24 protein-coding genes are annotated in these 26594 nt (G+C 31.9%); 8 read left to right on the top strand and 16 right to left on the bottom strand.

The features are described from left to right. From RM538_RS11540 to RM538_RS11520, 5 genes are all read right to left on the bottom strand, one after another. Entirely contained in the window at positions 1–1158 is a 1158-nt protein-coding gene (locus RM538_RS11540) for a glycosyltransferase family 4 protein (RefSeq protein WP_311333595.1), read from the bottom strand. Between the two features lie 12 nt (positions 1159–1170). Continuing rightward, positions 1171–2325 carry a glycosyltransferase gene (locus RM538_RS11535; RefSeq protein WP_311333594.1) on the bottom strand — a complete coding sequence of 385 codons (1155 nt, stop codon included), beginning with the start codon at positions 2323–2325 and terminating at the stop codon, positions 1171–1173. Further along, positions 2322–2726 (bottom strand): acyltransferase, encoded by a 405-nt coding sequence (locus tag RM538_RS11530; RefSeq protein WP_311333593.1) that lies wholly within the window; start codon positions 2724–2726, stop codon positions 2322–2324. Before RM538_RS11530 ends, RM538_RS11535 begins: the two co-directional genes overlap by 4 nt. 173 nt (positions 2727–2899) lie before the next feature. After that, positions 2900–4210, bottom strand: a complete 1311-nt coding sequence (locus tag RM538_RS11525) for an O-antigen polymerase (RefSeq protein ID WP_311333592.1) — start codon at positions 4208–4210, stop codon at positions 2900–2902. Between the two features lie 5 nt (positions 4211–4215). Next, positions 4216–4941, bottom strand: a complete 726-nt coding sequence (locus tag RM538_RS11520) for a lipopolysaccharide biosynthesis protein (RefSeq protein ID WP_311333591.1) — start codon at positions 4939–4941, stop codon at positions 4216–4218. A 133-nt stretch (positions 4942–5074) separates the two neighbouring features. Between RM538_RS11520 and RM538_RS11515 the strand changes: the two genes are divergently transcribed. Beyond that, positions 5075–5476 (top strand): hypothetical protein, encoded by a 402-nt coding sequence (locus RM538_RS11515; protein ID WP_311333590.1) that lies wholly within the window; start codon positions 5075–5077, stop codon positions 5474–5476. A gap of 16 nt (positions 5477–5492) precedes the next feature. Here RM538_RS11515 and RM538_RS11510 read toward each other — a convergent pair whose 3' ends face one another. Genes RM538_RS11510 through cysQ form a run of 6 tightly spaced genes read right to left on the bottom strand, consistent with a single transcriptional unit; the run spans position 5493 to position 10205 of the window. Continuing rightward, complete coding sequence (locus RM538_RS11510) at positions 5493–6194, bottom strand: sulfotransferase family 2 domain-containing protein (protein ID WP_311333589.1); 702 nt, start codon at positions 6192–6194, stop codon at positions 5493–5495. A 23-nt stretch (positions 6195–6217) separates the two neighbouring features. Next, positions 6218–7474, bottom strand: coding sequence for a sulfate adenylyltransferase subunit 1 (locus RM538_RS11505; RefSeq protein WP_311333588.1), 1257 nt, complete (start codon positions 7472–7474; stop codon positions 6218–6220). A gap of 15 nt (positions 7475–7489) precedes the next feature. Further along, entirely contained in the window at positions 7490–8395 is a 906-nt protein-coding gene (cysD, locus tag RM538_RS11500; protein WP_311333587.1) for a sulfate adenylyltransferase subunit CysD, read from the bottom strand. After that, entirely contained in the window at positions 8388–8990 is a 603-nt protein-coding gene (gene cysC, locus RM538_RS11495) for an adenylyl-sulfate kinase (protein WP_311333586.1), read from the bottom strand. Before cysC ends, cysD begins: the two co-directional genes overlap by 8 nt. 3 nt (positions 8991–8993) lie before the next feature. Further along, on the bottom strand, positions 8994–9416 hold the full coding sequence (locus tag RM538_RS11490) for a DUF2061 domain-containing protein (RefSeq protein ID WP_311333585.1): 423 nt from the start codon (positions 9414–9416) through the stop codon (positions 8994–8996). Continuing rightward, on the bottom strand, positions 9417–10205 hold the full coding sequence (gene cysQ / locus RM538_RS11485; RefSeq protein ID WP_311333584.1) for a 3'(2'),5'-bisphosphate nucleotidase CysQ: 789 nt from the start codon (positions 10203–10205) through the stop codon (positions 9417–9419). It abuts the gene before it with no gap. Positions 10206–10403: 198 nt separating this feature from the next. On the opposite strand from cysQ, the gene RM538_RS11480 reads away from it, so the two are divergent. After that, a complete protein-coding gene (locus tag RM538_RS11480) occupies positions 10404–10874 on the top strand; it encodes a Dps family protein (protein ID WP_311333583.1) in 471 nt (156 codons plus the stop codon). Between the two features lie 108 nt (positions 10875–10982). Then, positions 10983–11837 (top strand): hypothetical protein, encoded by an 855-nt coding sequence (locus RM538_RS11475; RefSeq protein WP_311333582.1) that lies wholly within the window; start codon positions 10983–10985, stop codon positions 11835–11837. Here RM538_RS11475 and RM538_RS11470 read toward each other — a convergent pair. Continuing rightward, positions 11832–15554 (bottom strand): ShlB/FhaC/HecB family hemolysin secretion/activation protein, encoded by a 3723-nt coding sequence (locus RM538_RS11470; RefSeq protein ID WP_311333581.1) that lies wholly within the window; start codon positions 15552–15554, stop codon positions 11832–11834. The genes RM538_RS11475 and RM538_RS11470 overlap by 6 nt on opposite strands. Before the next feature lie 53 nt (positions 15555–15607). Here RM538_RS11470 and RM538_RS11465 point away from each other — a divergent pair, with 53 nt between their 5' ends. Beyond that, positions 15608–16825 carry a Pycsar system effector family protein gene (locus RM538_RS11465; RefSeq protein ID WP_311333580.1) on the top strand — a complete coding sequence of 406 codons (1218 nt, stop codon included), beginning with the start codon at positions 15608–15610 and terminating at the stop codon, positions 16823–16825. 2 nt (positions 16826–16827) lie between these two features. Here the strand turns inward: RM538_RS11465 and RM538_RS11460 are convergent, their stop codons facing one another. Further along, on the bottom strand, positions 16828–19191 hold the full coding sequence (locus tag RM538_RS11460; protein ID WP_311333579.1) for a GAF domain-containing protein: 2364 nt from the start codon (positions 19189–19191) through the stop codon (positions 16828–16830). A 138-nt stretch (positions 19192–19329) separates the two neighbouring features. Here RM538_RS11460 and RM538_RS11455 point away from each other — a divergent pair, with 138 nt between their 5' ends. Further along, positions 19330–20442, top strand: a complete 1113-nt coding sequence (locus tag RM538_RS11455; RefSeq protein WP_311333578.1) for a redoxin domain-containing protein — start codon at positions 19330–19332, stop codon at positions 20440–20442. A 4-nt stretch (positions 20443–20446) separates the two neighbouring features. Here the strand turns inward: RM538_RS11455 and RM538_RS11450 are convergent, their stop codons facing one another. Then, positions 20447–21133, bottom strand: coding sequence for an SIMPL domain-containing protein (locus tag RM538_RS11450; protein ID WP_311333577.1), 687 nt, complete (start codon positions 21131–21133; stop codon positions 20447–20449). A 10-nt stretch (positions 21134–21143) separates the two neighbouring features. After that, entirely contained in the window at positions 21144–21791 is a 648-nt protein-coding gene (locus tag RM538_RS11445; protein ID WP_311333576.1) for a rhomboid family intramembrane serine protease, read from the bottom strand. Positions 21792–21856: 65 nt separating this feature from the next. Here RM538_RS11445 and RM538_RS11440 point away from each other — a divergent pair, with 65 nt between their 5' ends. Then, positions 21857–22729, top strand: a complete 873-nt coding sequence (locus tag RM538_RS11440; RefSeq protein ID WP_311333575.1) for a lysophospholipid acyltransferase family protein — start codon at positions 21857–21859, stop codon at positions 22727–22729. A gap of 31 nt (positions 22730–22760) precedes the next feature. On the opposite strand, the gene glmM is transcribed toward RM538_RS11440, so the two are convergent. Next, positions 22761–24143 (bottom strand): phosphoglucosamine mutase, encoded by a 1383-nt coding sequence (glmM, locus tag RM538_RS11435; RefSeq protein WP_311333574.1) that lies wholly within the window; start codon positions 24141–24143, stop codon positions 22761–22763. A 71-nt stretch (positions 24144–24214) separates the two neighbouring features. Between glmM and RM538_RS11430 the strand changes: the two genes are divergently transcribed. Beyond that, entirely contained in the window at positions 24215–24799 is a 585-nt protein-coding gene (locus tag RM538_RS11430; protein ID WP_311333573.1) for an acyl carrier protein phosphodiesterase, read from the top strand. Next, the gene (gene ggt / locus RM538_RS11425; protein ID WP_311333572.1) at positions 24796–26508 is read left to right on the top strand and encodes a gamma-glutamyltransferase; all 1713 of its coding nucleotides are present in this window, start codon (positions 24796–24798) and stop codon (positions 26506–26508) included. The genes RM538_RS11430 and ggt overlap by 4 nt, the downstream gene beginning before the upstream one ends. Positions 26509–26594 lie beyond the last annotated feature (86 nt).

Raw genomic sequence — 26594 nt, 5'->3', positions numbered from 1 at the left:
TTACTTTATAGCCTTGATTAAATGTGTATATTCTTCTAAAATTTGTTCCCAGAGAATTGCACGGTTATATTTAGTTTCAATAGCAACTCTAGCGTTTTGCTTTAAATCATTGTACAATGTTTTATTATTGCTAATTTTCTTCATTGCTTCTAGTAAAATTAAGGAATCTTTTACTGGAATTATAAGTCCGTTTTTGTTATTAGTTATTATTTCATTATTTCCATTTATATCACTTACAACAGAAGGTAACTTCATAGCACCTGCTTGTAATACAACATTTGGTAACCCTTCTCTGTAACTAGGAAAAATAAGTGCATCACTTACTGCAAAATAGGGTCTTACATCTATCTTATAGCCTGTGGTTATTATATTTTCATTTGTTTTTATGTTATGTAAGGTTAGGTTAGTTAAGGGGTCTAAATCATCCTCAAAAGGACCAATTAAAAGCAGTTTACTGTTTTCCTGTGTTTTATTAAGCGTTACAAAAGCATTTACGAGTTCATTTATTCCTTTATCCTTTACTATTCTTCCCACAAAAATAAAGACAAAATCTTGCTTTTTTATTTTTAGTTCTTCTCTTTTTTTTTCTATTTCCACTTCTGAAAAATGAGAGGTAGAAAAGTATTTCGTGTCTATACCGTTGCTACTACCATTGCCAATTATTTTAAGTTTATTTGGACGTGTAAACTTGTATTTAATTATGAAATTATAAAGTCCCGAAGAGTTAGGGTATACTTTTGTTGAAAACGCATATGTCAACTTTTCAATAAAAACTAATAGTTTTTTTTTGAATCCTTTTTCTTCCATTAATGGTAGCCCGGCTACGGTATGTAAACGTATAGGTACACGAGCAAAAAACGCTGCTGCCATTCCAACAATTCCAGCTTTAGGTGTGTGTGTATGTACTATTAATGGTTTTTCTTTTCTTAAAAAAGAATACATCTTAAATAAGGCAATTATATCTTTAAAAGGTGTTATTTTGCGTGTTAGGTTTATATATTTTGTTCTTACATTATTCTCTTTACCAAATTTTTTTAATCTTTCTTCTTGAGAAGAAACTGCTAACACCTCAAAATGTTTACTCATAAAGGAAAGTTGTCCTTCAAGTAACTTTTCAAGAGATAAGGGAACTGTTGTAATTCTTACAAGTTTATTCACAGCAAAATAGGATTATTTTTCATTGATAATTTTTGTGTAAAAATTTGCAAACTTTTTTTCAAGATTTGTTTTTAGAAACGGTTTTGCAGCAGTTAAATTGTTTTTAGATGCTTCTACCAATACTTCTCTATTGTTATATAAATAATTAATTTGGGTTGAAAGTTTTTTTGCATTTTTTGCATCATGCAAAAACATATCTTGAATTACATCTGGCATCCCTCCTACTTTTGAAGCCAATACTGGACAGCCCACACTCATTGCTTCTATCATTGCTCTTGGTAAACCTTCGGTTAATGATGGTTGTACATAGAGTTGTAATGTTTCTAAAAAATTAAAAATTTCATCACCAGATTTAAGAGGACCTATAAACTTTATATTGTCATTTATCCCTAATTTCTTTGCTATTTCTAGTATCCAATCGTAATTTCCTTTCCCAACTAAATGGATTTCAATAGAGTTTACAATTTGTGACTCAAGCATGCTTATTGCATTTAATAAAACGTCTTGTCCTTTATACTTTGCATCAAAACCACCTATTAATCCAATTTTAAATATATCCTCAGAAAACTTATCAAAATTTATTTCTTTTTGAGACTTAATGCTTTTAATAATAACGTTAGAAATATCAATATTAGGTTGTTGAGTTGGATAATCTCTTTGTAGTTTTTTTGGAGTAACATACACTACATAATCTGCATATTTAACAATCTTTTTATTTAGATAATCAAAGAATGGAGCAATTACTTTATACAACGTTTTGCCATAGGTATTAAATGCCTCTCTCCCATTACCTACTTGCTCTACAATAATTTTTCTCTTGAGTTTTTTAGCTTTTCTGGCAGCGATAACTCCTAAAACACTTGGAAGTCTAACAATAATAAAGTCTGAATTTTCAATCTCTACTTTTAATATGTTATTGATTGTTTTGTAATTTAAAAAAAGTGCTTTTACAGAACTATACTCGTTTAGTAAATTAAAAGTAACATTGGGGTTTCCAGAGCTAAGTGTTTTTTTATCTTTTTTACTAACACTTTTTCTCCCTATTACGTTTATTGATGAAAATACAGTTAAATATTTATCCCAAGTTATTTTTGGAAGCCCACCTCCGCTGTAGACATTGTTAGCATCTTTATAAAAAGGATGATCATGAACAAATAATAACTTCATATATCTTTAATCTTTTTTGCTGGAACGCCTCCATAGACTGAGTTTTCTTCAACATCTTTATTTACAACAGCTCCTGCAGCAACTACAGCCCTGCTATATATGGTTACTCCGTTTAAAATTCTACATCCACAACCTACCCAAACATCACTTTTAATGTGTACAGGTGATTTTTTAATTGGGTTATACTTAATTGGCAATGTTGTATCACTCCATCCGTGATTGGTAGTTAATATTGAAGAAGAGTGTGCTATAGAAACATTATTTTCTAAGGTCAATCCTCCAGTTGCATCTATGTAGCAATTATCGTGGATACTTATATTGTACTCTACATCTAAATGTTCCCATCCTAAAATCCTAACATTGCTTCCTATTCTAATATTATCTCCACAAGATTTAACCATTGTTTTTAATATTGAATATCTAATTCCAATTGCAAAAATGCCAGAAAATGGGGATGTACAGTTCCAAAAAAAGAGCCTAATCCCATTTGGAAATATCTTAAAAAACCAAATGGATATTTTAATTAAAAACTTGTATTTGCTAAATAAATCTCTACCGTGCATAATAACTTGTTTTAATTTGAATATGAATCTTCTTTAACAAATACTTTACTTGTCAAAAGAAAATAAGGTATTAAAATAAACTTTACTACAAAATTTAGGATATATGCTAAATCTTGTCTTTGAGCATAGCTTATCAATGAAATCATAAAAATAATCATTCCCAAACCTATCAAATTATGAGATAGCCTTTTAGATATAAGAATAATTATAAAGCTTACAATTAAGTAAACAAATACAACACCAAAGTATCCGAAATCCATATAGCCAGTTAATGGAAGCGAAAATCCATAACCAGTAGTCCCAATCTGTCTACCAAGAAATACACGATTATACCAGTTTCCAGAATTTTGAGTAATATCAATTACATTTCCAATATCTGAAAGAATCATCTGCCGATCAACAGGCTTTAAATCATTTAAGTAATAAACTCTTTCCATATTTAAGCCTGAGGTCATGAAATCATCGAAACCATTATTCAAAAACCCAATCTCATTTAAATCTACAGTTTGAGAATTTTTTAATAATGCAGATTTAAAAAGCTGAGAATAAGGGCCTGCAAAAATTAAAGCCGTAACAAATAAATAATATGGTAATATTCTAAATTTTTCGCTTCTTACAAAAACAACAAAAAGTATAGCTATACCAAATGAGAATAACAAATCCCTTTCACCCAAAATAAGAAAAACGAATAAAAAAATAATTCCATAAATAGTTATGAGCCAAAAAAACTTTTTATTGTTATTTCTAAAGAGTAAAAGCTCATAAAAAACACAGATTAAAAAAAAGTTTGATAGAGCATATATATATGAGAATATTGTATTTTGAAGTAAAAAGTCTTTAATAGCTCGTTTATCCTCAAAAAGATTACTTGAAGATATAAAGTATAAGTAAAACAATAACGCTCCTAAGGAAACGTATTTTATTATTAAGAAAATCTTTTTATTAATTATGTTTTTAATATCAAACTTATTAATATCAAACTTCCCGAATGCGATATAGAAAATATTCACCACAAAAAAAGCTATTATTCCTACTATAAGATATTTTTCTGATAGCTCAATATTTATAGTTTGTTTGGTTAGTAATTTCCAAAAAAGGAAACTTTGAAAATGAAGTATTAGAAAAGGATTGATATAGTGTAATATAAAAAAAGGAAACTTTCTAAATTTAAAACTTACGAAGATTAATGTTCCAAACGTAAGAGCTATAACTGAAAAAAATAAATTAAAATAAACTCCTATTAACAAAAAAAAGAATACAAATATTAAGATAAAGATGGCTTCTCTTTTTTTGGTTTTGATATTTTTAGAATAGTCAATCAATTTAACTAAAATTTAAAATATGAAATAACACCATGTTTTCTCTGTAAAATAATAGAAGAATGAATATTCCAGTAAATCATAACTATTGCTAAACTAACACCTAGACCTAAAACACCATACCCTTTTGAGAGAATAAAAGAAAGTATTATATGTAATAATAACGCTATAAACATTATATTTCTAAATCTTGTTTGCTGTTGTGTCATTTGCATTAACATTCCAACACTACCACAAAAAGTATTCACTAAAGTACCAATTAACATTACCAAAAACACATTAGATAAGTGAACATATTTAATAGAAAACAATCCTAAAAAAAATGATGGAAAAATCATCATTATTATTATTAGGGGAGTACTACACAAAACTATAAAACGAGTATTTGATGAAATACTTTGATTTAGTTTTTTAATTTCACCTTCAGCAAACAGGTAGGTATATTCTGGTCCTTTATAGGCATTTGTAACAAGTAAGAATAAGCTAGTTAATGAAATATACTTTACAATAATATTAATACCACCTGTATCAATTTCGCTTATTAAATATGCAGTTATTAATAATGTAACCCAATTAAAAGCTTGCTGTATAAATTGAGTTGAAAAAAAGTCAAATGCTTTTTTAAGAATATCAGCATAGTAGGCAATACTAAAACTATACTTAAATGAAACTTCCAGCTTTAAACAAATTATAAATGAGTATAAGCATGTAATTAAATAACTAATTACATACAAAAGAAAAATCCAATTATTTGATAGTTTCAAAAAATAGCAACACACTAATAAAATTGAAAATATTAAATAAGGTAAATTCCCATTAAGCCATTGATATGATAGAGTTTTATTATCAGATCTAAGTATTTGACTATTGAAGTTTATTAAACTCATAAACAATGTAGAAAGCACAACAGACCCTATTTCCATCCAACCAAAGCCTGAAATAAACATACTTGGGAAAAAAGCATATAATGATAGTAGTAACACACAAACAAAAAATGTATTTGTAACTACTCCAGAGAAACCCTTGCTTATTAATATGTTATTAATATTTGAAATTCTTTTTTCTGGAGGAAATGAACATAACATTTTCATAGTTAAAACAGGGATTCCAAAACTTCCTACTAAACTTCCAATTTGTGAAAAAACCACAATTATAGAAAAAACACCGAAGGTAACTTCATCAGAAATTAAATTAATTAATTTAAAGCTTAAAAAAAGAGAAATTATACCAATAAATCTTATTGCTAAGAGTAAGAGTTGCTTTTTATAAAGTAAAATGCTTTTAATCATTTATCATAATTAAAATTTAAAAAGTCTACTTTGTAAATTGTATATATTACATTTTTCATTTCATCTGTCCATTCCTTTTTTTTTGATTTTTTAGAAACCAAACAATGTCTAAAAGCTAATGGGCTTTTCTTTAATATTCTGAATATACGTTTTGTCTTTTCTCTTAAAGATATCTCTTTTGAATTATTTGAATGTGGTATATTTCTTCTCTCTATTTTACTATTTTTAAACACCTCTAAAATATCAGACTCAATATTTTCTAATTTACCAACATACTTAACCGCTATCTTACCGTCAATGGATAAATAATTCCACATAGGTTGAAGAAAGTATTTAATATTTTTATCATTGATTAAATTTGGCATATAGTTTATAACAAATTTTTCAAAACTCATTAAACTTTTATAACCCAAATATTTATAAAATGAATAAACACGGTCATAAGGGTTTCTAACCCAGCCAAAAGTAAAATAAGTCTCAAATTGCTTTTGAGTTATAAAATGTTGAGTAATGTATTCTGATGATGTTAGATGTGAAACAAATGGTGGCCCCAATGACTTATTAGTATTTTTACCTAACAATAACGCCATACGGTTTTGAAAATTTAAGTTAAGATCGTCCAAGAATATTTCTTCTATACTTATTCCTGCTGCTTTTGGAACATGAACAAATATGCATTTATGTTTATGGCTAATCATAGCTTACTATTTTTAGTCAAAAATTAGACAATCATACCTGCGGCAACCGTTTCGTGGGTTGTATCATCTATTAAAATAAAGCTTCCCGTTACTCTATTATCACGATATCCATCTATCATTAATGGCCTGGTAGTTCTTATTTTAATACGAGCAATATCATTCATAGCTAGGTCTTTCTCTTCTTCATTTCTGGTATAGCTATTTATATCTATTTTGTAAACTACATCTTTTATCATTGCTTTTTGCTCATTAGATGTATGTACAATAGTATATTTTGCTCTAGGTCTCGCAGGGCTATTGTTTAGCCAACAAAGCATTGCATCAAACTCTTGTAAAGGTTCTGGTTTATTATTGGTTTTTACAATCATATCCCCTCTACTTATATCTATATCATCCTCTAGAGTTATTGATACAGACATAGGTGCAAAAGCTTCTTCTAGAGTGCCTTCAAGCGTGTCTATGGTTTTAATTTTTGAAGTGAAACCAGATGGCATTATAGTTACCTCATCATTAGGTCTAAAAATTCCACTTGCTACTCTTCCCGCGTAGCCTCTATAATCAATAAAGCCTTCTCTTTGTGGTCTTAACACAGTTTGTACTGGAAAACGCGCATCAATTTTATTAAAATCACTACTAATGTGTAAATGTTCTAGTGTGTGAAGTAATGGCGCTCCTTGATACCAGTCCATGTTGGTAGATCTATTTACAACATTATCTCCATCTAGTGCGCTTATAGGAATAAATCGAATATCTTTTGTATATAGCTTAGACGAAAATGCCTCAAATTGTTGTACAATCTTATTGTATGTTTCTTGAGAATATTCTACAAGGTCCATTTTATTAACACACACAATAAGATGCGGTATTTGTAATAAAGAAGCTATAAATGCGTGTCGCTTTGTTTGTTCAATTACTCCATTACGAGCATCAATTAAAATTAAAGCTGCATTTGCTGTAGAAGCTCCTGTGACCATATTTCTTGTATATTGAATATGCCCTGGAGTATCTGCAATAATAAATTTACGCTTTGGGGTAGTGAAATATCTATACGCAACATCTATAGTTATTCCTTGTTCTCTTTCGTCTCTTAATCCATCTGTAAACAAAGCAAGGTCAACTCCTTCATGTCCTTTTTTCTTGCTTGTATTCTCTACGGCTTCTAATTGATCTTCAAAAATAGCTTTTGAGTCGTATAGTAATCTACCAATTAAGGTACTTTTCCCATCATCTACACTCCCTGCAGTTGTAAAACGTAATAATTGATTTTTATCTATTTGCATTTTTATATACTGTTTTTAAAAATAACCTTGGCGCTTTCTATCTTCCATTGCACTTTCACTCCGCTTATCATCACTTCTATTTCCACGTTCGGTTTGTTTCATTGCTGAAACTTCGGCAACAATTTTTTCTAGTGTATCTGCATCAGACTCAATACCTCCGGTAATAGTTATATCTCCTAAAGTTCTAAAGCGTATTTTCTTGGTATGAACCTCTTCTCCTTCTTCTAATATTAAATGTTCAGAAACAGGAATCCAGGAATTCTGCCTCCAGACTACTTTTCTTTCGTGAGCAGAATACAAAGAAGGAATACTTATATTTTCTCTTAGAATGTAATTCCAGACATCCATCTCTGTCCAGTTACTAATAGGGAAGGCTCTAAAGTGTTCTCCTTCAAAATGTTTTCCGTTTAATAAATTCCATAGTTCTGGGCGTTGGTTTTTAGGATCCCATTGGCCAAAATCATCTCTATGACTAAAAAAACGTTCTTTTGCTCTGGCTTTTTCTTCATCTCTTCTACCTCCACCTATTGCACAATCTACATTGTTTGCTTCAATAGCGTCTAATAACGTTGTTATTTGCAAAGCATTACGAGTTGCGTTTTTTCCTTTCTCTTCAGCAACTCTTCCTGTATCTATAGATTCTTGAACGCTCCCTACTATTAATTTAACTCCAAGGCTTTTAATTAAATCATCTCTAAACTGAATAGTTTCAGGAAAATTATGTCCCGTATCTACATGCATTAAAGCAAATGGAATTTTTGAAGGGTAAAATGCTTTTTTAGCTAAATGAGTTACAAGTATGGAGTCTTTTCCTCCAGAAAAAAGAATAACTGGGTTTTCAAATTGTGCCCAAACCTCTCTTAGAATATAAATTGCTTCAGATTCTAACTCATCTAAGTAATTTAAATAATACTTACTCATTGTTTAATTTTAAAGAATTTTCAATATGGTTTAAAATTACTGAAACTGCTTCAGTAACACTAGTTTTTGTTGTATCAATTTCAATAGCTGGGTTTTGGGGTGCTTCATAAGGAGCGCTTATTCCTGTAAAATTTTTAATCTCCCCTGCCCTTGCTTTTGCATACAACCCCTTAACATCTCTACGTTCACATTCTTCAACTGATGTATTTACAAATATTTCAATGTAATTATCTTCTCCTACGATGTTTTTTATATCGTTTCTATCCTTTTCATAAGGAGAAACAAACGCAGCTAAAATAACTATTCCGGCATCTACCATTAAATTAGCAACTTCTGCAATGCGTCTTATGTTTTCGGTTCTGTCCTCTGGTGAAAAACTTAGATTACTATTTAATCCTTTTCTAACATTATCACCATCAAGAGTGTAAGTGTGTATTCCTTGCTTAAAGAGTGCTACCTCGACAGCATTTGCAATGGTAGATTTACCTGAACCTGAAAGTCCTGTAAACCACAACAGGAAAGCATTATGGTTTTTTAATTTGTTCCTTTGTTTTTTGGTTATCAAAAAACTATGTGGTACTATATTTTCTTCCATAAGTTAGCTAGCATTTTTTAATCCAAACTTAGACTTGTACCATGCTCTTTCATGTAAGTAGTACAAAATCATTTTTGTAATTAGTTCTGCAAAACCAATTTTTAGTCCTGTTAAAGGGTTCCCTGTTGCCAGCCATGAGAGCGCCATTGTATCTAACGTTCCAATTCCTCTCCAGGTAAATGTTTTTGCTAAATGTCTTTTTCTGCTTTCTAGTATTTTTCCATCTTTAGAAAGGTTTATTTTAAACCATACACGTTCGTGTAAATAGTATAAAACCATTTTTGTAATTACTTCAGCAAAACCAATTTTAACTCCCGTAAGTAAATCACCTGTGATTATCCAAGAAAGAATAATGGTATCAAGTGTCCCTACAATTCGCCAAGTAACTGTTTTTGCAATATGCCTTTTATGTGAAGCATCTTTCATTTAAAGCGTAACTAAAAAATAGTTATTTAATAGGTTTTCTTTATTATATTGTAACGCCTCTTGCGTTGTATTATCTATTACTTTAACACCAACAGCGTTACAAATAGCTTGTCCTGCAGCAGTATCCCATTCCATAGTTGGAGCATATCTTGGATATAAATTTGCTTTTCCTTCGGCAACTAAGCAAAATTTTAATGAACTACCTTTAGATACTATTTCAACAGGAGATTTTTGTTCAACTTCTGAAATAAACTTTTTTGTATCATCGTTAAGGTGCGACCTACTACCCACTATTTTTACTATTGAAGCATCTGAAGTATCCGGTGAAATTGTAGCAGCTTCCTTTATTAAGTCTTCAATTGTATATTTTTCTCCAACTGTAACTTTTAAAGCTGAAGTTCCTTTGGCATTTGTGAAATACAACTCTCTAACAACTGGAACGTAAATTACACCTAGAATAGGGCTTCCATTTTCAACCAAAGCGATGTTTACTGTAAACTCTCCATTTCTTTTAACAAACTCTTTGGTACCATCAAGTGGGTCTACAATCCAACATCTATCCCAACTTTTTCTAACAGAATAATCGGTTTGCTTATTTTCTTCACTAATAATAGGGATATTAGTAGTTTCTAAATACTTATTAATTACAGTATTTGCTTTTTTATCTGCTATAGTTAAAGGGGAATTATCTCCTTTAATTTCTACATCAAAATCTGTCATATAGACTTCCATTATAGCTTCTCCAGCTTCAATAGCAGCTTGTAAAATAGTATGCAGTAATTTTTCCATTAAAAATTTTTAAAACAAGTCGCCAAAGTTACAATAATTAGGTTAAAAGGGAACTAAAATAGACATTAAAGAATATCTATTTATAACTTAATTTTACTTAAAAATGAGTGAGTTTCGTTAAATAAAATGTAAACTATATAATATTCTTGCTAGCGTTAAGAGTGACATGTAAATTTGAGTAAACTAAATTAAATAATCATGAACTATCTTAATCTTGACAAAGAAAAAATAAATTTAACCGCTAAAGAGCTAAATACACTATTAGCAGACTATCATATCTACTACCAAAAATTAAGAAATTTTCATTGGAACATTGTAGGCAAAAACTTTTTTGATTTACATGTTAAGTTTGAAGAAATGTATGATGATGCAAAATTAAAAATAGATGAGATTGCTGAAAGAATACTTACACTACGTTTTCAGCCAATAAGTAACTTTAGCGAATATCTTGAAATTACCAACCTTTCTGAGTCTTCTTCTAATGTAAAAGATACTGAAATGGTTAAGGTACTTCTTAAAGATCATGGTCTTTTACTCTCACAAATGCGTAATGTTGTTGAAAAAGCCGATGCTGCAGGAGATGAAGGAACTATAGACATGATTGGCTCTTATATTGCAGATCTAGAGAAAGTAAGTTGGATGCTAGATGCATGGGCAATGAAAAGCTAATTAAACTACTCACAAACACAAAAACAACATCCTATTTTTTTATTCCTAAGGGATAAAAGGTAAAATTCTTGTTATTTTTTTTTTAAAAGTACCGAAAATCAAAGCTGTATGTATAAATATATTTTAATATTTCTAATTTCAACTAGTGTTAGTTGCCAGACTGATTTTGGTAAGCTAACAATTGAAAGCTCACTACACAATGATCTAGTTGAAGTAAGTGGGATTGAATACATCGATAATACTAAGCTAATTTGGATGGTAGAGGATTCTGGAAATGAAGCAAAAATTTTTGGTTACAATCCTAAAACAAAAAACACCAAAACAATAATTACAGTTACAAATGCAGAAAATAATGATTGGGAAGATTTAGCTTCAGATAAAGAGGGTAACTTATATATTGGTGATTTTGGTAATAATTCAAACAAGAGAAAGCATCTTACTATTTATAAAATATCCAACGGAGATCTCTTTGATAAAAAAGAAGTTAAAGCAACAAAAATTGAATTTAAACTTGAAGATCAAGAAAAATTTCCACCTAAGAAAAAAAACAGGAATTTTGATATAGAATCATTTTTTGTTTTAAATAATAACTTCTATTTAGTGTCAAGAAATAGAAGCTCAAAATTTGATGGAACTGCAAAGCTCTATAAACTTTCTATGAATGGTAAAGAAGATAAAGCAAATGTTGTTTCATCATTCAAGACATGTGAAGATAAAACAGATTGCCAAATTACTTCGGCAACCATAAATCATACTACAGGAGAAATCGTTTTATTGAGCTATGATAAAATATGGGTTTTAACTGACTATAAACAAGACAACATTTTTGAGGGTTCTGTAAAGGAAATAAACCTTGATCATTTTTCTCAAAAAGAGAGCATTACTTTTTTAAACAGCAAACTCTATATTGTTGACGAAAAAATAGGTATTGGTGGAAGCAACGTTTATTTTCTAGAATTATAAGCTAACTCTAAGTAAGAAGCTAAAACGCATTCCGTCATCACTAGAAAACAAGCCAAATTCTCCTCCTATAGCCTCTACAGCATTTAGTAGAATTCCTCCCCCAAAACTATCATTCCATCTATTTGAAGAAGACCTAGTATTTTCGGTATCAACCCAAACACGCCCATAGTCATAACCTCCATAAACACCTAAGCGTAAAGGAAGAAGTCCTGTTTTAAATTTAAAAACATCATATCTTAAATCTCCTCTAAAAGCCAATGCACTCTCACCACTAAAACGTTGTGTTCTATATCCTCTTAGCCCAGTATTAGCTCCTAAAGTAGCAGCTTGAAAAAATTCAAAGTCATCACCAACATTTACTTGACCCTGTATTTTTGTACTCAAAACTAATTTTCTATTTCTAGTAATAGAATTAAAAAACTGTATTGATGGGTTTATATAACCAAAAGTCTTATCAGTATCATCTGTATTAGTTGTAATTCCCGTTCTTAATTTAAAAAACATCCCTCTAGTTGGGCTAACTTTATTATCATAACCATTGTATTCATAATTTACATCTAGGTTTCCAAACATTTGACCATCAAAGAAAGGTGCATCGTCAGAAAAAATTTGATTAATAAATCTTCCCTCTGTATTATCTACCTCTATACGTTCTATCCCCGTGGTAATTTCAATACGACTTCCATAATGACCTGTTTTTGAAACACCAATCTTTCCGTGTAAACGTCCCATTTTTACTCTATTGAAATCCAGTCCTAAGTCATCATCCATATTTTGTGAGTTGTTACCAAACCCAAAAAAGTTTTGAGCAAAATTCTCACTAGTATATCGACCTTTAAAAAACAAATTCCAATTCCCGAAAATTCTTGCAAGCTCTCCTTGATAATTAAGTTCAAACCCTTGTGTTGCAAAAAAGTAACTTGCAGCAAATATGTGCCTGGTTTGGAATGGGTTGTCTTTAAAACCATTAACTGTGTAAACATCTTGTAAACCAACTTTAATCCCATCGTCAGGATTAAAACCAATTGAAGGAAATATGGTATTTAAGGTGCTATTTTTCTTTGTATAGTCATAAGTATTTTGATCATAGATATCACTAAACTTATAACTAGCGGTTCCTCTTTTTACTATTGTATTTGGTTTACTTTTATGGTCGTAGATTTTAACAGCCCTTCCATTTTCTACAGTATATCTGTCATTATTTTGTCCCCCTATAATTCTCGTGAAAATGGGTTTATTTCCATTTCCATTAATTACAAATTCATCGTCATCATCAAGGCCATATACCCAAATTTCTTTTGTTTCAGATCTCTTAATAGTTCTTGTCTTAAATGGTTTTTGTGCTTTACCATCCTTAATTCTAGAAATTGAAATAGTAGTTATGCCATTGTTACCTCTAGTTATTTCAATTTTATCGTCTTTATCTGTTCCTATAATTACAACAAGTTTAGAAATATAATCGTAATATTTTTCAGTAAAATCTAATATAGCATCTCTTCTAAGTTTCAGGTTTTTTACTATCTCTTCTGAAAAATCTTTTTGTGTCTCTATAGGTAGCTTAGTAAATGCCAAATCAATAACCTCATCACTTAAATTCTCTTTTATGTACTCAGCTTCAGCAATCCAGTCTTCCTTGGTTGCTGTTTGTAATAATGTTCTATCAAGTCTTATTCCAGCTAAATTTAAAAACTCAACATCTTTTTGCTTTGGACCAAATTTTTGAAATTGTTTTGTTACTGGCATTAATACTTTTAATATATCCAGAAGTGCTCCGTCATAATTCGCAAATACTTGATCTCTATCCCTAGGGATAGGCCTGTATATTTTTTCATCATCAGAAATATCAAAACGAGACCAACGCCATTGGTCTTGGTGTCTATCCCAGTCTCCTATAAGCATATCAAACAAACGAGCTCTTATAAATGCAGACTCATCTACTCTGTATTTCTCATCTTTTCTAGTATTTTCTAACACATCACTTGTACTCTCTATAGTGGTAGGTTTCCCAAAAGAAGCAACATCTGTAAAACCTTCGTCTGGACGTTCTACTAGCATGTATAGTTCATCACCATATTCTTCATTATACTTTCCTAAAGCTTTGTGTTTTGGTACATAATAGATTTTAGGGTTTGTATGGTAAACTCCAATAGCATTTGCAAGATCAGGAATAGCTAAGGCTCCAAAAGGGTGACTGGCTGTATAAAAGTCTAAGATGATATCTTCAGTAAGAGTTTCTTTAAAATCATCTTCAATGTAATTTTCTACAAATGCGGTAGTTTGTAAAAATTGTACTGCACTCTTGCTCAACCCTCTAAGATTATAGTTTCTCCCATCTTTAGTATTAAGGCGTAATGATCTGGTCTGGTGCCCCCCACCTTTACGCTCTACAGTAAGCCCTCCTAAAAGAGTATCTAAAGTTGCTACTTTAAATTTTATTTTTTTGCCATATAAATCTCTGTAATGCTTTCCCCAAAACCATTCGTACCCTTTAGAAACATCTGTTCTTTCTTCTGGATAAACACTTGCTTCTCGAGTGGGTGAAAACTCTGTTGCTAAAAGCGAAGTGTCATATTCTTTTCTAGGCTCATGTACAACTGTACTAAACATTAATTTAGGTTCATTCATTTCATCAGGTGCATAAAAAGTAACAACAGACCCTCCATTATCATAAACATCTAAAGTTGCAAAACCTCTTCCGCCGTAAACAAAATGAGCTCCCTCTCCTAAATTTACAGGTGCTTCTTTTGCACCAGAGCCAGAAACTATTTGTTTAATCCCTTCGTTTTCGATGTATTGCAATGCATGCTCATGTCCAGAAGCAAAAATTACTCTATCACTATCTGTAGCTAGCGTGATAAGACGTTTCATCAATTCATTGTAACGCACATTGTATCTATCTTGAGGAGAAACACCACCTTGCGATCTAACCTGTGTAACCACCGTTCCTAAAATAGGAAGTGGAATTTTTCCACTTGATGGGTTTAAGTGTTTCTTAAAATTAAAGTATCCACCATGTAACCCATACGTAAATGCTGGATGGTGCATTGCTATCAAGATTGTTTTCTCGTTGTTCTTTTTAAGTTCTCCTTCAATTTCTAGAAAGAAATCACTACGAGATTTAATATCACATTCATCATTAATAGTAGGATGTTTATCCCAATCTGTAATATACCATTGGGTGTCTAATATTAGTAGAACTATATTTTCTGAAATTTCAATCTCCTCTATAGGGCAGCCATTTTCTGGTTGAAATGCTTCATCATCATCTAGTGAATCTTCTACATATTTTTCTTGCCGTTTTAGCCCCTTTAAGCCATCTTTAGCATACCAATCATGGTTTCCTGGGATAAATAAAGTATTGCCTTTAAATTTTTTTGCCGAATTTAATTGTGCATCTATTTTATTTTCTGCGTCACTCCTTCTCTTATCATCTTTTTTGGGTAACCCCTTTTGGTAAATATTGTCCCCTAGATATATTAATTGATCTTTCGAAGTATCTTTATCCTCAATAAATTTTTCGAAAATTACAAGTGCTTCATTTGTATCAGAGGTTTCTGCAGCGCCTGCATCTCCAATTAAATAAAACCGTTTTTCAAGAGTTCCTTCAATTACCGGGATACTCTCACTTTCCTCATTTAAATATTTAGGTTTAAATGAGCCACAACTACTCATAAAAAAAAGGGCGAAGAACGTTAGAAGGATGTTAATTTTATTCATGTGAAATATGCTATCTTATATTTTTTGTAATTTGGTTATCTAATTTAAGACTTATGGCTGATATAGTTAAAGAAACTGATGATTTTGTACTAAATCTATTTAAGGAGAACCTCCCAAATACGTTTTTGTATCATAACTATACACACACCAAAAGGGTTTACAAAAGTATCAATGAAATTATTGAAGGCTCACAAATTGATGTTAAAGATGCCAAAGTGTTACGTCTAGCTGCGCTTTTACATGACACAGGATACATTCAAACAAGAGAGGGTCATGAAGAAGAGAGTGTCAAAATTGCCACTAAATTTCTTAAAAATAAAGAGATTGACAAAGAAACTATTGAAGCTGTAAATAAGTGTATTATGGCTACTAAGTTTAAAGATACACCCAAAAGTAATCTTGAAGAAATAATAAGAGATGCAGATTCTTCTCACTTCGGGAAAGACTATTTTAAAGAAGCAAGTGAGTTTTTAAGACAAGAATATAAACAACAAGGTATTCATGACTATACTCCGGTACAATGGAGAGATGAAAACATAAAGGTTCTAGTTGAAAAGCACCAATTTTATAGTGAATATGCATTGAAAAATTGGCAAAAGCAGAAAGAAGATAACCTTGCATCCTTAATAAAGGATAAGAAGAAAGATAAAAAAAGGCGTAGAAAAGAGACAATGAAAGCTGAGCTTAAAGCAAAATATAAAGATGCCAGTCCAGAGCGAGGAATTCAAACTTTTTATAGAACTGCACTAAGAAATCATATTAAGCTTAGTGATATAGCTGATACTAAAGCCAATATTTTACTATCAGTAAATGCAATTATAATTTCGTTAGTACTATCCAACTTATTATCAAAATTAGACAGTAATCCCTTTTTAATTGTACCCTCTGCAGTTTTTGTTGTTTCAAGTACGATAACTATGATACTTGCTGTAATTGCTACAAGGCCTAATGTTACTAGAGGAGAGTTTACTAAAGAAGATGTAAAAAAAAAACGTGTTAACTTAACATTCTTCGGAAATTTCCATAGAATGGAGTTATCTCAATACCAATGGGCCATAGAAGAATTACTAAAAGACAGAGATTATGTATACTCTTCTTTAACTAAAGATTTATATTTTCTTGGAAAAGTACTAGACAGAAAATACAGAATTTTACGTTGGACATATACAATTTTTGTACTAGGTATTATAGTATCTATCCTGGCTTTTGGAATATCATTTGCAGCAACAGAGCAGAGCGTACAAGAGGTTGGAAACACTATTGTAAATTAGAATTACGAGTTAATTTCTTTTACTAAGTCCTCGTATGTGTAGTATTCTTTTGTATTATCTTTTCCTTTTGAATATAACACACTTACACGCAAGGCTTTAAGACCTGTAACTCCTTGTAAATCTTCCAATTCTAAAACCTCAACATCCGTATCAAGTAATTTTTTGTGTTGCAAAAACTGTATGTATTTTTTGTACTCTTTTTCGTCTTCACGTTGCGAATAAATAATTGAAATCTTTCCTGCTTGCGTGATACGTTTTTCAGTACCTTTTATATTGGCTTTATCTACACGCTTTTTTACTACTTCATATCTAGCATTATAGGTTCCATCAACATCAAAACGTTTTTCATCCATTCTAAAACGTAATGACAATGAACTATTAAAGACCAAAATCATAGATGCAACATCTAGTGGAACAGGTAATCTTTCTTTAAGCTTGTAGTAACTGTTTTCCATCTCGCACATAGCTTGTAGCTGCCACATACGAAGGTTGTATAGGTATATTTTGTTAAAGCTTTCGTCTTTAGTAATCGCTTCGCCAATGTACATATTGTGCTCTACACCATCAGTCTTAAAGCGCTCAAAATAATGCGGGTACATTTTTTGGGCCTCTCGTTGCTTACTATCTAAAATAGATGCCATTCGTTTATTAATAAGCATCACAGTTTCATCATAGTCCTTTCTATACTTATAAATAAGACCACTAGTAGTTTCTAAGGTAGATCTATAAGATTCTATTAGTTTCTTTAATTCGTTGTTTTTTGATTCTAAGTGTTTAAAGAGTGGTATAATTTCTCCTTTTAAAAAGTCTAACACTTGACGCTCGCTATCAACCTGCAGGTGGTCTTTAAAATCACTTAAATAACCTTCGATTCTAAAAACTATTTGTTCATAGATTGGGAGTTTTTCGATTTTATGAGCCTTCTTAATAATTTTATTGATATTGGTAAGCTGCAACTCAAGATCTTTTTTAGTTGCTGTATTTCGAGCTTCAGAAGAACCTTTTATATCAATCTGCCCGAAAAGTGGGTACACATCTTCAAAAGTAATTTCTCTAAAGTGTGCAGGAGTATCACCATTTAAGGCTGCATAATATCTTTTAGCTTCTTTTAAAAATTTCCAATGAACACTTTTATGAATAGAAGTACATTCTTCTTGTATAATGAGCTCTAGTTCATTTTCAGTTTGTTGCTTAGAGCGCACCACACTATCAATAAGAAAGGGCATTATATCTTGTAACTTATTTGCATTAATTGTGTTTAATGCATTTACTTTTTTTGAAACCAACTCAAGTACTCCAAGCACTCTATTGTTATGTACTATAGAAGCCAGAATAATACTTTCTACACCATTCTCTTTAAGGTTTTGATATAATGGATTTTGTGGGTATAAATAATGGTACTTACTTACATTTGTGACAATGTATAACTCATGCTTCTTAAAAATTGAATGGTAAGACGTTTCACAAAATGATTCTGAACATGGTTTTTGATTTGTATCCCCTAGTATGTAACTATGTACATTTTTATAGGGTAGCTTCTCGATAGTTTGGTCTTGATAATTAAAGTCTGCAAAGCCAATTTTTAAATCTTCAATCCCAAAAATAGTTCTAAAAATACGCTCAAACTCTACTACAAATGGTTCGTTATCTGTTTCATTTTTTAATAAGTGAGATTTAAAGTCTGAAATTGAAACATCTGTAGTAACATCAAACATATTGGCGATTACAAAACCTTTAAATTTCCAGGATCCAACTGGAAATTTTTCTTTCCAGATGTCAATATTGTCAAAATTTTCAACTAAGGTGTCAATATCCTCTTGTGTGATATCTAAAGATTCATTTGTCTTTTCAATGTCAATAAAGTCGCCATTGTATAATACCCTGTAATTTTTAATATTTCCATTTGCATCTGGAATATTATAATAGAAAGGACGTCTAAAGTCTATTTTATATCCATAATGCTGGTTAAGTATAATGCTACACCCCATGATGTAGAAGTGATTCTCATCAAAGTTTTTAATCTCTGGTTCAAAGTCTTTCCCAGCAGCTTTTATTATGTTTTTAAATCGTTGAGTAGACTTAAAGATAGATTGTTGAAATGGTGTAGTTGCTATCTTGATTTCATTTAATTGCAATGCGCTTGGAAATAAATCTTCCAGAACAAAATCTATTTGCTTAGCATACTTTTCTATTTCTTCTTCAGAATCGAGTCCTTCAGAAAGTTTTGGGTATTTTTTCTCTATTTCGAGAATTTTATGAAAACGCTCGTTTGTTCCCATAGTTTCAACAAGGTTTTTGTAATGTTCAAAAACTTTGCTCAAACTTAGGTTAAGTTGTAACGGAAATTCTCTTTCTTGAGTAATCATTTTCAAGTAATTATACTGTATTAAAGTTACGTATTATATCACAGAACTTCCAAAAAATCAAATAATTAACAAATATTTGATAGCTGTAATTTTTTTCAGAATAAATAACTTTTATTTTTGCAACAAATTTACTGAATTATGAGTCGTTATTTAGCTTTAATCGTTACAGTTTTATTAGTTTCATGTGGTACAGATTCTTCACAATACAAACTTTCTGGTGATGCAGCAGGTTTTGAAGATGGTACAGAGGTATATGTCTACAAATTAGAGGGCACTAGCCCTACAATAAAAGATACTATTACAATAAGCGGTGGAGAGTTTAATGCTACTTATCCAAAAACTGAAGATACTGCACTACATTACCTCCGTATTGGAAATAATGGAAACTCTGTTGTTTTCTTTCCAGAAAACGAAGATTTAAAAGCAATAATCTATAAAGACAGCCTGCAAGCCTCTTATGTATCAGGCGGATTACAAAACAAAGCGTATAACGATTACATGAAAACCATGAAGTGGTTTAATAGTAAAAAACAAGATTTAACACAACGCTTTAAAGTAGCAAGAGCAGAACAGGATAACCTTTTAGCTAGTGAAATACAAAAAGAAAATGTTAGTCTAATTAACGAGGAGACTGCTTACAAGAAAAAATTTCTTTCAGATAACAACAACTCAATATTTTCTGTAATGCTAGCGCAAGAAATGTTAGGTAGAAAGCAAATTACAAGCCCTGAGGCTAACGAATTTGTAGAAAACCTTACGCCTAAAATTGCTTCGCTACAACTTACAAAAAACCTAAAGACTACAATTGAGGCTATGAAGAGTGCTGATATTGGTGGAAAAGCACCTGAGTTTTCAGCTCCAACTCCAACTGGAGAAGAACTATCGCTTAAAGAAACTTTAGGAAAATACACCATAATAGATTTTTGGGCATCTTGGTGTCGCCCTTGCCGCATGGAAAATCCTAACGTGGTAAGAGTTTATGAAAAATATCACGACAAAGGTTTAAACATTATAAGCGTATCACTAGATAAAGCCAATCAAAAAGAACGTTGGTTAAAAGCTATTGAAGACGACAATATGGACTGGTATCATGTAAGTAACTTACAATTTTGGCAAGACCCTATTGCACGAAAATATAATGTACGCTCTATACCCGCAACATTTTTACTTGATGAAAACGGTGTAATTATAGACAAAGACCTTAGAGGCGCTGCACTTGAAAATAAAATGGCTTCTTTGTTAGGCCAATAAACTCTTAATAGAGAAAAAAGCTCACATTAACAGTAGCTCTTACTTCCATTTCCCCAGCTGCTAGAGTTTGTGGTTCTGAAGAGGAACTATCTGCCATGGCTCCCATAACCATTCTGTTTTTTGGGTATGGATTAGAGGTTTGAAAACTAAATTCACTTATAGTTGCAGCTTTACCAATAGTTTGATTAAGCACACTTGCATATTCTTCTGCTTTCATTTTAGCATTAGCAATTGCTTTTTTTCTTGCTTGAGATTCTAGCGCTTCTTTCTTAGAAGACGAAAAACTCACACCATCGATTCTATTAATTCCAGTAGAAACGAGCCCATTTATTAAAGATTCATACTTGTCTAAGTCTTTTAACCGAATTGATATGGTTTGGTTAGCTGCATAGTTATATGTCTTAGAATTATAATCATAATTTTTATTGAGGCGAACGTACTCTGTTTTAACATCTTTATCTTCAATTTTCATTTCTTTTAAAAAAGACAACACATTGCCTATCACTCTATCATTTTCTTGCTTTACTAAGGCCGCATCTTTTCCTGTGCTTTCATTTCTAACAGTTATCTTGGCTTGGTCTGGAACAACAGTTACAATACCTATTCCAGTAACATCTACAGTATTTTGTGGGGTGTTTTGTGCATTCATAGTAATTGAAAAAAGAAATAAAAGTGAGACTAATAACTTCATAATAAATAAATTAAATTTTGCCTAGCTTGTGTAAAATAAATAATAGAATGATAGGAGCAGCTAGTACTCCAACAATCCATAAACTTGTTTGTAATAATGAAGGAACAAAAGCGATAGTTAATGCATAGCCAGCTACCGCACCACCTATGTGTGCATCGTGACCAATATTACCTATTCTTTTTTTCATCCCCCAAACTGAATATAACAAATATAATACTCCCAAAATCCATGCCTTAATTGGTATTGCAAAATACAAATAGAACTCCTCCATCGGGTAAAACATAATAGCAGCATACAAAACTGCCATAACAGCTCCACTTGCGCCTACAGCACTATAGTGGTACTCATCTTTGTGAAAGTAGAGTGACAATAAATTACCCACAACCAGTCCAGCTACATAAATAAGCACAAATTTAAAAACACCTAGAGGGCCAATAACCAAAGGCGCAAAAAAATATAACGTTAACATATTAAACAACAGGTGAGTAAAATCAACATGTAAAAAACCAGAGGTAAACATCCGTATCTGCTCACCTCTACGAATCCCAGCTATGTTAAATTTATATTTTTCGAAAAATGAAAAATCGTTGAAGCCCTTTAATGAGAATAGAACATTACAAACAATTATAATAAGAGTAGCTGTATCAATTTGTGGCATATTTTCTTCTAATAGGTTTCCGTATTATAATGCAATAAATTTAACTAGTTTTGCTGTAAATAACTATGCAAAGACTACTTTATATTATTATTTATCCTGCACTCTGGTTTACTTCTGTATTACCTATGTCCATTTTGTATATAAAGTCTTCTGTGTTATACCAGTTAACCTATCATATTTTTGGATACCGAAAAAAAGTAGTTTTTGAAAATCTAAAACTAGCATTCCCTTCCAAAACCGAAGCAGAGCGAACCCAAATCGCAAAAGGTTTTTATAAGCATTTATGTGATCTCATTTTCGAAACAATTAAAAGTCTCACAATTTCTGAAAACCAAATAAGAAAGCGTTTTACTATTGAAAATATTGAACTCCTAGAAAAACTTTACAATAATAATCGAAGTATCCTTCTTATGGCAGGTCACTATGGCAATTGGGAATGGAGTGGAATTGTAAATAAAATGATGCAGCATCAAGGCTTTGCAGTCTATAAGCCGTTAGACAACAAACAGTTTGATAGCTTGGTAAAAAAAATTAGAAGTCGTTTTGGAGCTACGATCGTGCCTAACACAAGAATTACAAAAGTACTCTACAGGTATAAAAAAGAAGAAACTACAACTTTAACCTATATATTATCTGATCAAACGCCACGTCCAGATGCTTTTAAGCACAGAGAAGATTTTATGGGTATTAATGTTCCTGTTTTTACAGGTACCGAAGAATTAGCAAAACTCTTAGACTTTACACTACTCTATTTTAAGGTTGAAAAAGTAAAAAGAGGATACTATAAAGCCACTTTCGTTCCGGTTTCAGAAAACCCAAAAGAAGATACTGACTACAAAAACACCAGAAAGTTTTTAGACTTATTAGAAGCTCAAATTAAAGAAGAGCCTGCTTACTACTTATGGTCTCATAAACGTTGGAAACATAGAGGGAAGTAACGATTAACGAGGTTATAAAATCTAATAAACCCTAGATTATCCCTTCTATCTCCCCAATAAACCTATCAGCAAGACTATCTGCTGCGGCTTGCGAGGGTGCTTCTGTATAAATACGTATAATGGGTTCTGTATTAGATTTACGAAGGTGTACCCAAGAGTCTTCAAAATCTATTTTTACTCCGTCTATTGTATTTGGGTTTTCAGAAGCGTATTTAGTTGTCATTTTTTCAAGTAGGGAGTCTACATCTAAGCCAGGTGTAAGCTGTATTTTCTTTTTACTCATAAAATAAGTTGGATAGCTAGCACGTAATGCACTAACATCCATTTTTAGTTCAGCTAGATGACTTAAAAACAAAGCAATCCCAACTAGGCTATCTCTCCCGTAGTGTAGCTCTGGATAAATAATACCTCCATTACCTTCACCACCTATCACAGCATTTGTATCTTTCATTTCATGTACAACATTTACCTCACCCACAGCACTTGCAGTATAAGTTCCGCCATGTTTTTCTGTAATATCTCTAAGAGCCCTAGAAGATGACATATTAGAAACAGTATTTCCATTAGTGTGGCTTAAAACATAGTCTGCAACAGCAACAAGTGTATATTCTTCACCAAACATTTCTCCTTTTTGATCCACAAATGCTAATCTATCTACATCCGGGTCTACTACAATTCCAAAATCTGCATGCTCATCAACAACCATTTTCATTAAATCTCCAAGATGTTCTTTAAGTGGCTCTGGATTATGAGGGAAGTGGCCAGTTGGGTCACAGTATAATTTTACAGGATGTACGCCAAGTGCTTCAAGTAATAAAGGTACTGCAATACCTCCAGTTGAGTTTACCCCATCTACTACAACTTTAAAATTAGCTTTTTTTATTGCTTCAACATTAACAAGAGGTAAATCTAAGATTTCATCAATATGTAAATCTATGTACGCATCATTAATTGTAATTTTTCCAAGTGCATCTACTTCAGCAAAAGTAACAGCTCCTTTATCTACAATATCCAATATTTTTTGACCTTCAGCAGCGTTTAAAAACTCACCTTTATTATTCAGTAATTTTAAAGCATTCCATTGTTTAGGATTATGGCTTGCTGTTAAAATAATTCCACCATCTGCATGCTCCATTGTAACAGCCATTTCTACAGTAGGAGTTGTAGAAAGTCCAACATCTATTACATGTATTCCCATCCCCACAAGAGTGTTCATAACTAATTGTTGAACCATAGCTCCAGAGATTCTAGCATCTCTACCTACTACTACTCTATGCTGCTCTTTCTCTCGTTGAGACTGTACCCAAGCTCCATAGGCAGATGCATATAACACAGCATCAATAGGAGTTAAATTTTCTCCCTGTTTTCCTCCAATAGTTCCGCGAATTCCTGAAATAGATTTTATTAATGTCATTGTTGCTAATTTTGTTACAAAGATACTTTTTAATAACACATTTCTTTGTTACGATTTCGTAAATTGTAACGATGAATTATCTGGCACATATTTACCTTTCTGGACAAGATGAAGGAATCATTATTGGAAACTTTATAGCCGATAGTATTAAAGGAAAACAATATTTAAAATATCCCGCAGAGATAAGTAAAGGTATCCTCCTACACCGTGCTATAGATAGCTTTACAGATCAACATCCTATTGTAAAACAAAGCACAAAAAGACTTCACAAAAAACATGGGCATTATAGTGGAGTGATTGTAGATATTTTATACGACCACTTTTTGGCTAAAAACTGGATGAACTATCATGACGAACCGCTAGAAAGCTTTGTTGCTAATTTTTATACATTATTGCAAAACAACTTTGAAGTATTACCCACTCGCATACAGCGAATGATGCCTTATATGATAAGTGATAATTGGCTCTACAATTATGCTACAATTAGGGGTATTAGTACGATTTTAGAACAAATGAATGTAAGAACAAAAGGAAAAGGAAAACTAAATTTTGCAATTATTGAACTAGAAAAGCATTACGACAAATTTGAAACAGAATTTACTTCTTTTTTTATTGAGCTTGAGGCCTATTGCCAATTAAAACTAAAAGAACTATGAAAAGCTACCTATCTATACTAATTGTATTCCTTTTAATTGGCTGTAAAGACAAACCCCGAGGAACACAGGTAATTTCTGAAAAAAAACTACAAAAAGAAGCTGTCCTAGCAGATAACGCAATAGTAGTTTCAGCAACAAAAGAGGCTTCACAAGTAGGTGTCGAAATTATGAGAATGGGAGGTAACGCTTATGACGCTGCCATTGCAGTAGAGATGGCGCTCGCTGTTACCTATCCATATGCAGGCAATTTAGGGGGTGGTGGGTTTTTGGTGTACAGAACAGAGTATGGAGAAATAGGAAGCATAGATTATCGTGAAAAAGCACCGCTAACAGCACATAGAGATATGTATCTTGATGAAGACGGTATATATAAATCAAAAGAAAGTAAAGTAGGTAGCCTAGCAGTTGGTGTTCCTGGTACAGTAGCTGGAATTTTTGCTATCCATGAAAAGTTGGGGTCATTACCTATGGAAGTTTTGCTACAACCAGTAATTAAACTTGCAAGAGAAGGGTTTACCGTTACAGAAAACCAAGCAATACGTTTAGAAAACTATCAATCTATTTTTAAAGAAGTAAACCAAGAGGCCTCCATATTTACAGAAACCCATACTCAAGGGAGTATCTTTAAAAATGAAGCACTAGCCAAAACATTAGAAGCTATTGCAAAAAATGGAAGACAAGAGTTTTACAATGGTGAAACTGCAAAAAACTTAGTAAACTATATTCAAAAAAAAGGTGGAATTATTACACTAAAAGACCTAGAAGCTTATGAAGCTGAATGGAGAGAACCCATTGTATTTGATTTTAAAGAGTATAAGGTAATTTCAATGGCACCACCATCAAGCGGGGGAGTTTGCTTAGCGCAAATATTAAAAATGGTTGAACCCTACCCCCTAGTAGAATATGGACACAACTCAACAAAATACATTCAAACAATCACAGAAGCAGAAAGAAGAGCTTATGCAGATAGAAGCTACTACCTAGGTGACCCAGATTTTGTGAATATCCCTGTTGATTCGTTACTAACATCTAATTACATAAAAAATAGGATGCAATCTTTTAGCCTTAAAGCTGCTAGTCCTTCTTCAGAAATAAAACCTGGCAGTATTCAAGTTTATGAAAGTGAAGAGACTACGCACTTCTCTATTGTAGATAGATGGGGTAATGCAGCATCTGTTACTACAACTCTTAATTCTGGCTACGGCTCCAAGTTGTATGTAAAAGAGTTAGGCTTCTTTTTAAACAACGAAATGGACGATTTTAGTGCAAAACCAGGAGAACCTAATATCTATGGTCTCGTAGGAGGTGAAGCTAATGCAATTGCTCCACAAAAGCGAATGCTAAGCTCAATGACACCTACAATTTTAGAAAAAGACGGAGAGCTATTCATGGTAGTAGGAACACCTGGAGGAGCAACTATTATAACATCGGTTGCCCAAACCATCTTAAATGTTATTGAGTTTAATATGGATATGCAAGAAGCAGTAAATGCCCCTCGATTTCATCATCAATGGTTGCCTGATAATATAAGATACGAGGTAGGTAGGTTCCCAAAAAAAATAAAAGACTCTCTAAAAATATTAGGGTATCCAGAAAATATAACAGCAGACCCAATAATTGGCAAGGTTGATGCTATACGTATTTTGGAAAATGGGGTACTTGAAGGAGGGGCAGACCCAAGAGGAGACGATACTGCAGTAGGATATTAACCTAAAAAACAAGGCAATATAGGTTGTTTATCGGTATTACCTTTCACTACATCGAATTGTAAGTAAATTACTACATTTTCCTACAT

This window comes from Patiriisocius hiemis (genome assembly GCF_031846325.1).
GTDB lineage: Bacteria > Bacteroidota > Bacteroidia > Flavobacteriales > Flavobacteriaceae > Patiriisocius_A > Patiriisocius_A hiemis.
The sequence above is the reverse complement of the archived record's forward strand: the minus strand, read 5'-3'. Positions and strand labels throughout refer to the sequence as shown.

What these genes read in the sequence shown, in the direction of transcription:
- RM538_RS11460 (WP_311333579.1), bottom strand. Translation starts at nt 19,191, where the DNA reads ATGATTACTCAAGAAAGAGAATTTCCGTTACAACTTAACCTAAGTTTG.
- ggt (WP_311333572.1), top strand. Translation starts at nt 24,796, where the DNA reads ATGAAAAGCTACCTATCTATACTAATTGTATTCCTTTTAATTGGCTGT.
- glmM (WP_311333574.1), bottom strand. Translation starts at nt 24,143, where the DNA reads ATGACATTAATAAAATCTATTTCAGGAATTCGCGGAACTATTGGAGGA.
- RM538_RS11530 (WP_311333593.1), bottom strand. Translation starts at nt 2,726, where the DNA reads ATGGTTAAATCTTGTGGAGATAATATTAGAATAGGAAGCAATGTTAGG.
- RM538_RS11480 (WP_311333583.1), top strand. Translation starts at nt 10,404, where the DNA reads ATGAACTATCTTAATCTTGACAAAGAAAAAATAAATTTAACCGCTAAA.
- RM538_RS11450 (WP_311333577.1), bottom strand. Translation starts at nt 21,133, where the DNA reads ATGAAGTTATTAGTCTCACTTTTATTTCTTTTTTCAATTACTATGAAT.
- RM538_RS11510 (WP_311333589.1), bottom strand. Translation starts at nt 6,194, where the DNA reads ATGATTAGCCATAAACATAAATGCATATTTGTTCATGTTCCAAAAGCA.
- RM538_RS11475 (WP_311333582.1), top strand. Translation starts at nt 10,983, where the DNA reads ATGTATAAATATATTTTAATATTTCTAATTTCAACTAGTGTTAGTTGC.
- RM538_RS11535 (WP_311333594.1), bottom strand. Translation starts at nt 2,325, where the DNA reads ATGAAGTTATTATTTGTTCATGATCATCCTTTTTATAAAGATGCTAAC.
- RM538_RS11505 (WP_311333588.1), bottom strand. Translation starts at nt 7,474, where the DNA reads ATGCAAATAGATAAAAATCAATTATTACGTTTTACAACTGCAGGGAGT.
- RM538_RS11445 (WP_311333576.1), bottom strand. Translation starts at nt 21,791, where the DNA reads ATGCCACAAATTGATACAGCTACTCTTATTATAATTGTTTGTAATGTT.
- RM538_RS11470 (WP_311333581.1), bottom strand. Translation starts at nt 15,554, where the DNA reads ATGAATAAAATTAACATCCTTCTAACGTTCTTCGCCCTTTTTTTTATG.
- RM538_RS11440 (WP_311333575.1), top strand. Translation starts at nt 21,857, where the DNA reads ATGCAAAGACTACTTTATATTATTATTTATCCTGCACTCTGGTTTACT.
- cysC (WP_311333586.1), bottom strand. Translation starts at nt 8,990, where the DNA reads ATGGAAGAAAATATAGTACCACATAGTTTTTTGATAACCAAAAAACAA.
- cysD (WP_311333587.1), bottom strand. Translation starts at nt 8,395, where the DNA reads ATGAGTAAGTATTATTTAAATTACTTAGATGAGTTAGAATCTGAAGCA.
- RM538_RS11465 (WP_311333580.1), top strand. Translation starts at nt 15,608, where the DNA reads ATGGCTGATATAGTTAAAGAAACTGATGATTTTGTACTAAATCTATTT.
- RM538_RS11455 (WP_311333578.1), top strand. Translation starts at nt 19,330, where the DNA reads ATGAGTCGTTATTTAGCTTTAATCGTTACAGTTTTATTAGTTTCATGT.
- RM538_RS11430 (WP_311333573.1), top strand. Translation starts at nt 24,215, where the DNA reads ATGAATTATCTGGCACATATTTACCTTTCTGGACAAGATGAAGGAATC.
- RM538_RS11490 (WP_311333585.1), bottom strand. Translation starts at nt 9,416, where the DNA reads ATGAAAGATGCTTCACATAAAAGGCATATTGCAAAAACAGTTACTTGG.
- cysQ (WP_311333584.1), bottom strand. Translation starts at nt 10,205, where the DNA reads ATGGAAAAATTACTGCATACTATTTTACAAGCTGCTATTGAAGCTGGA.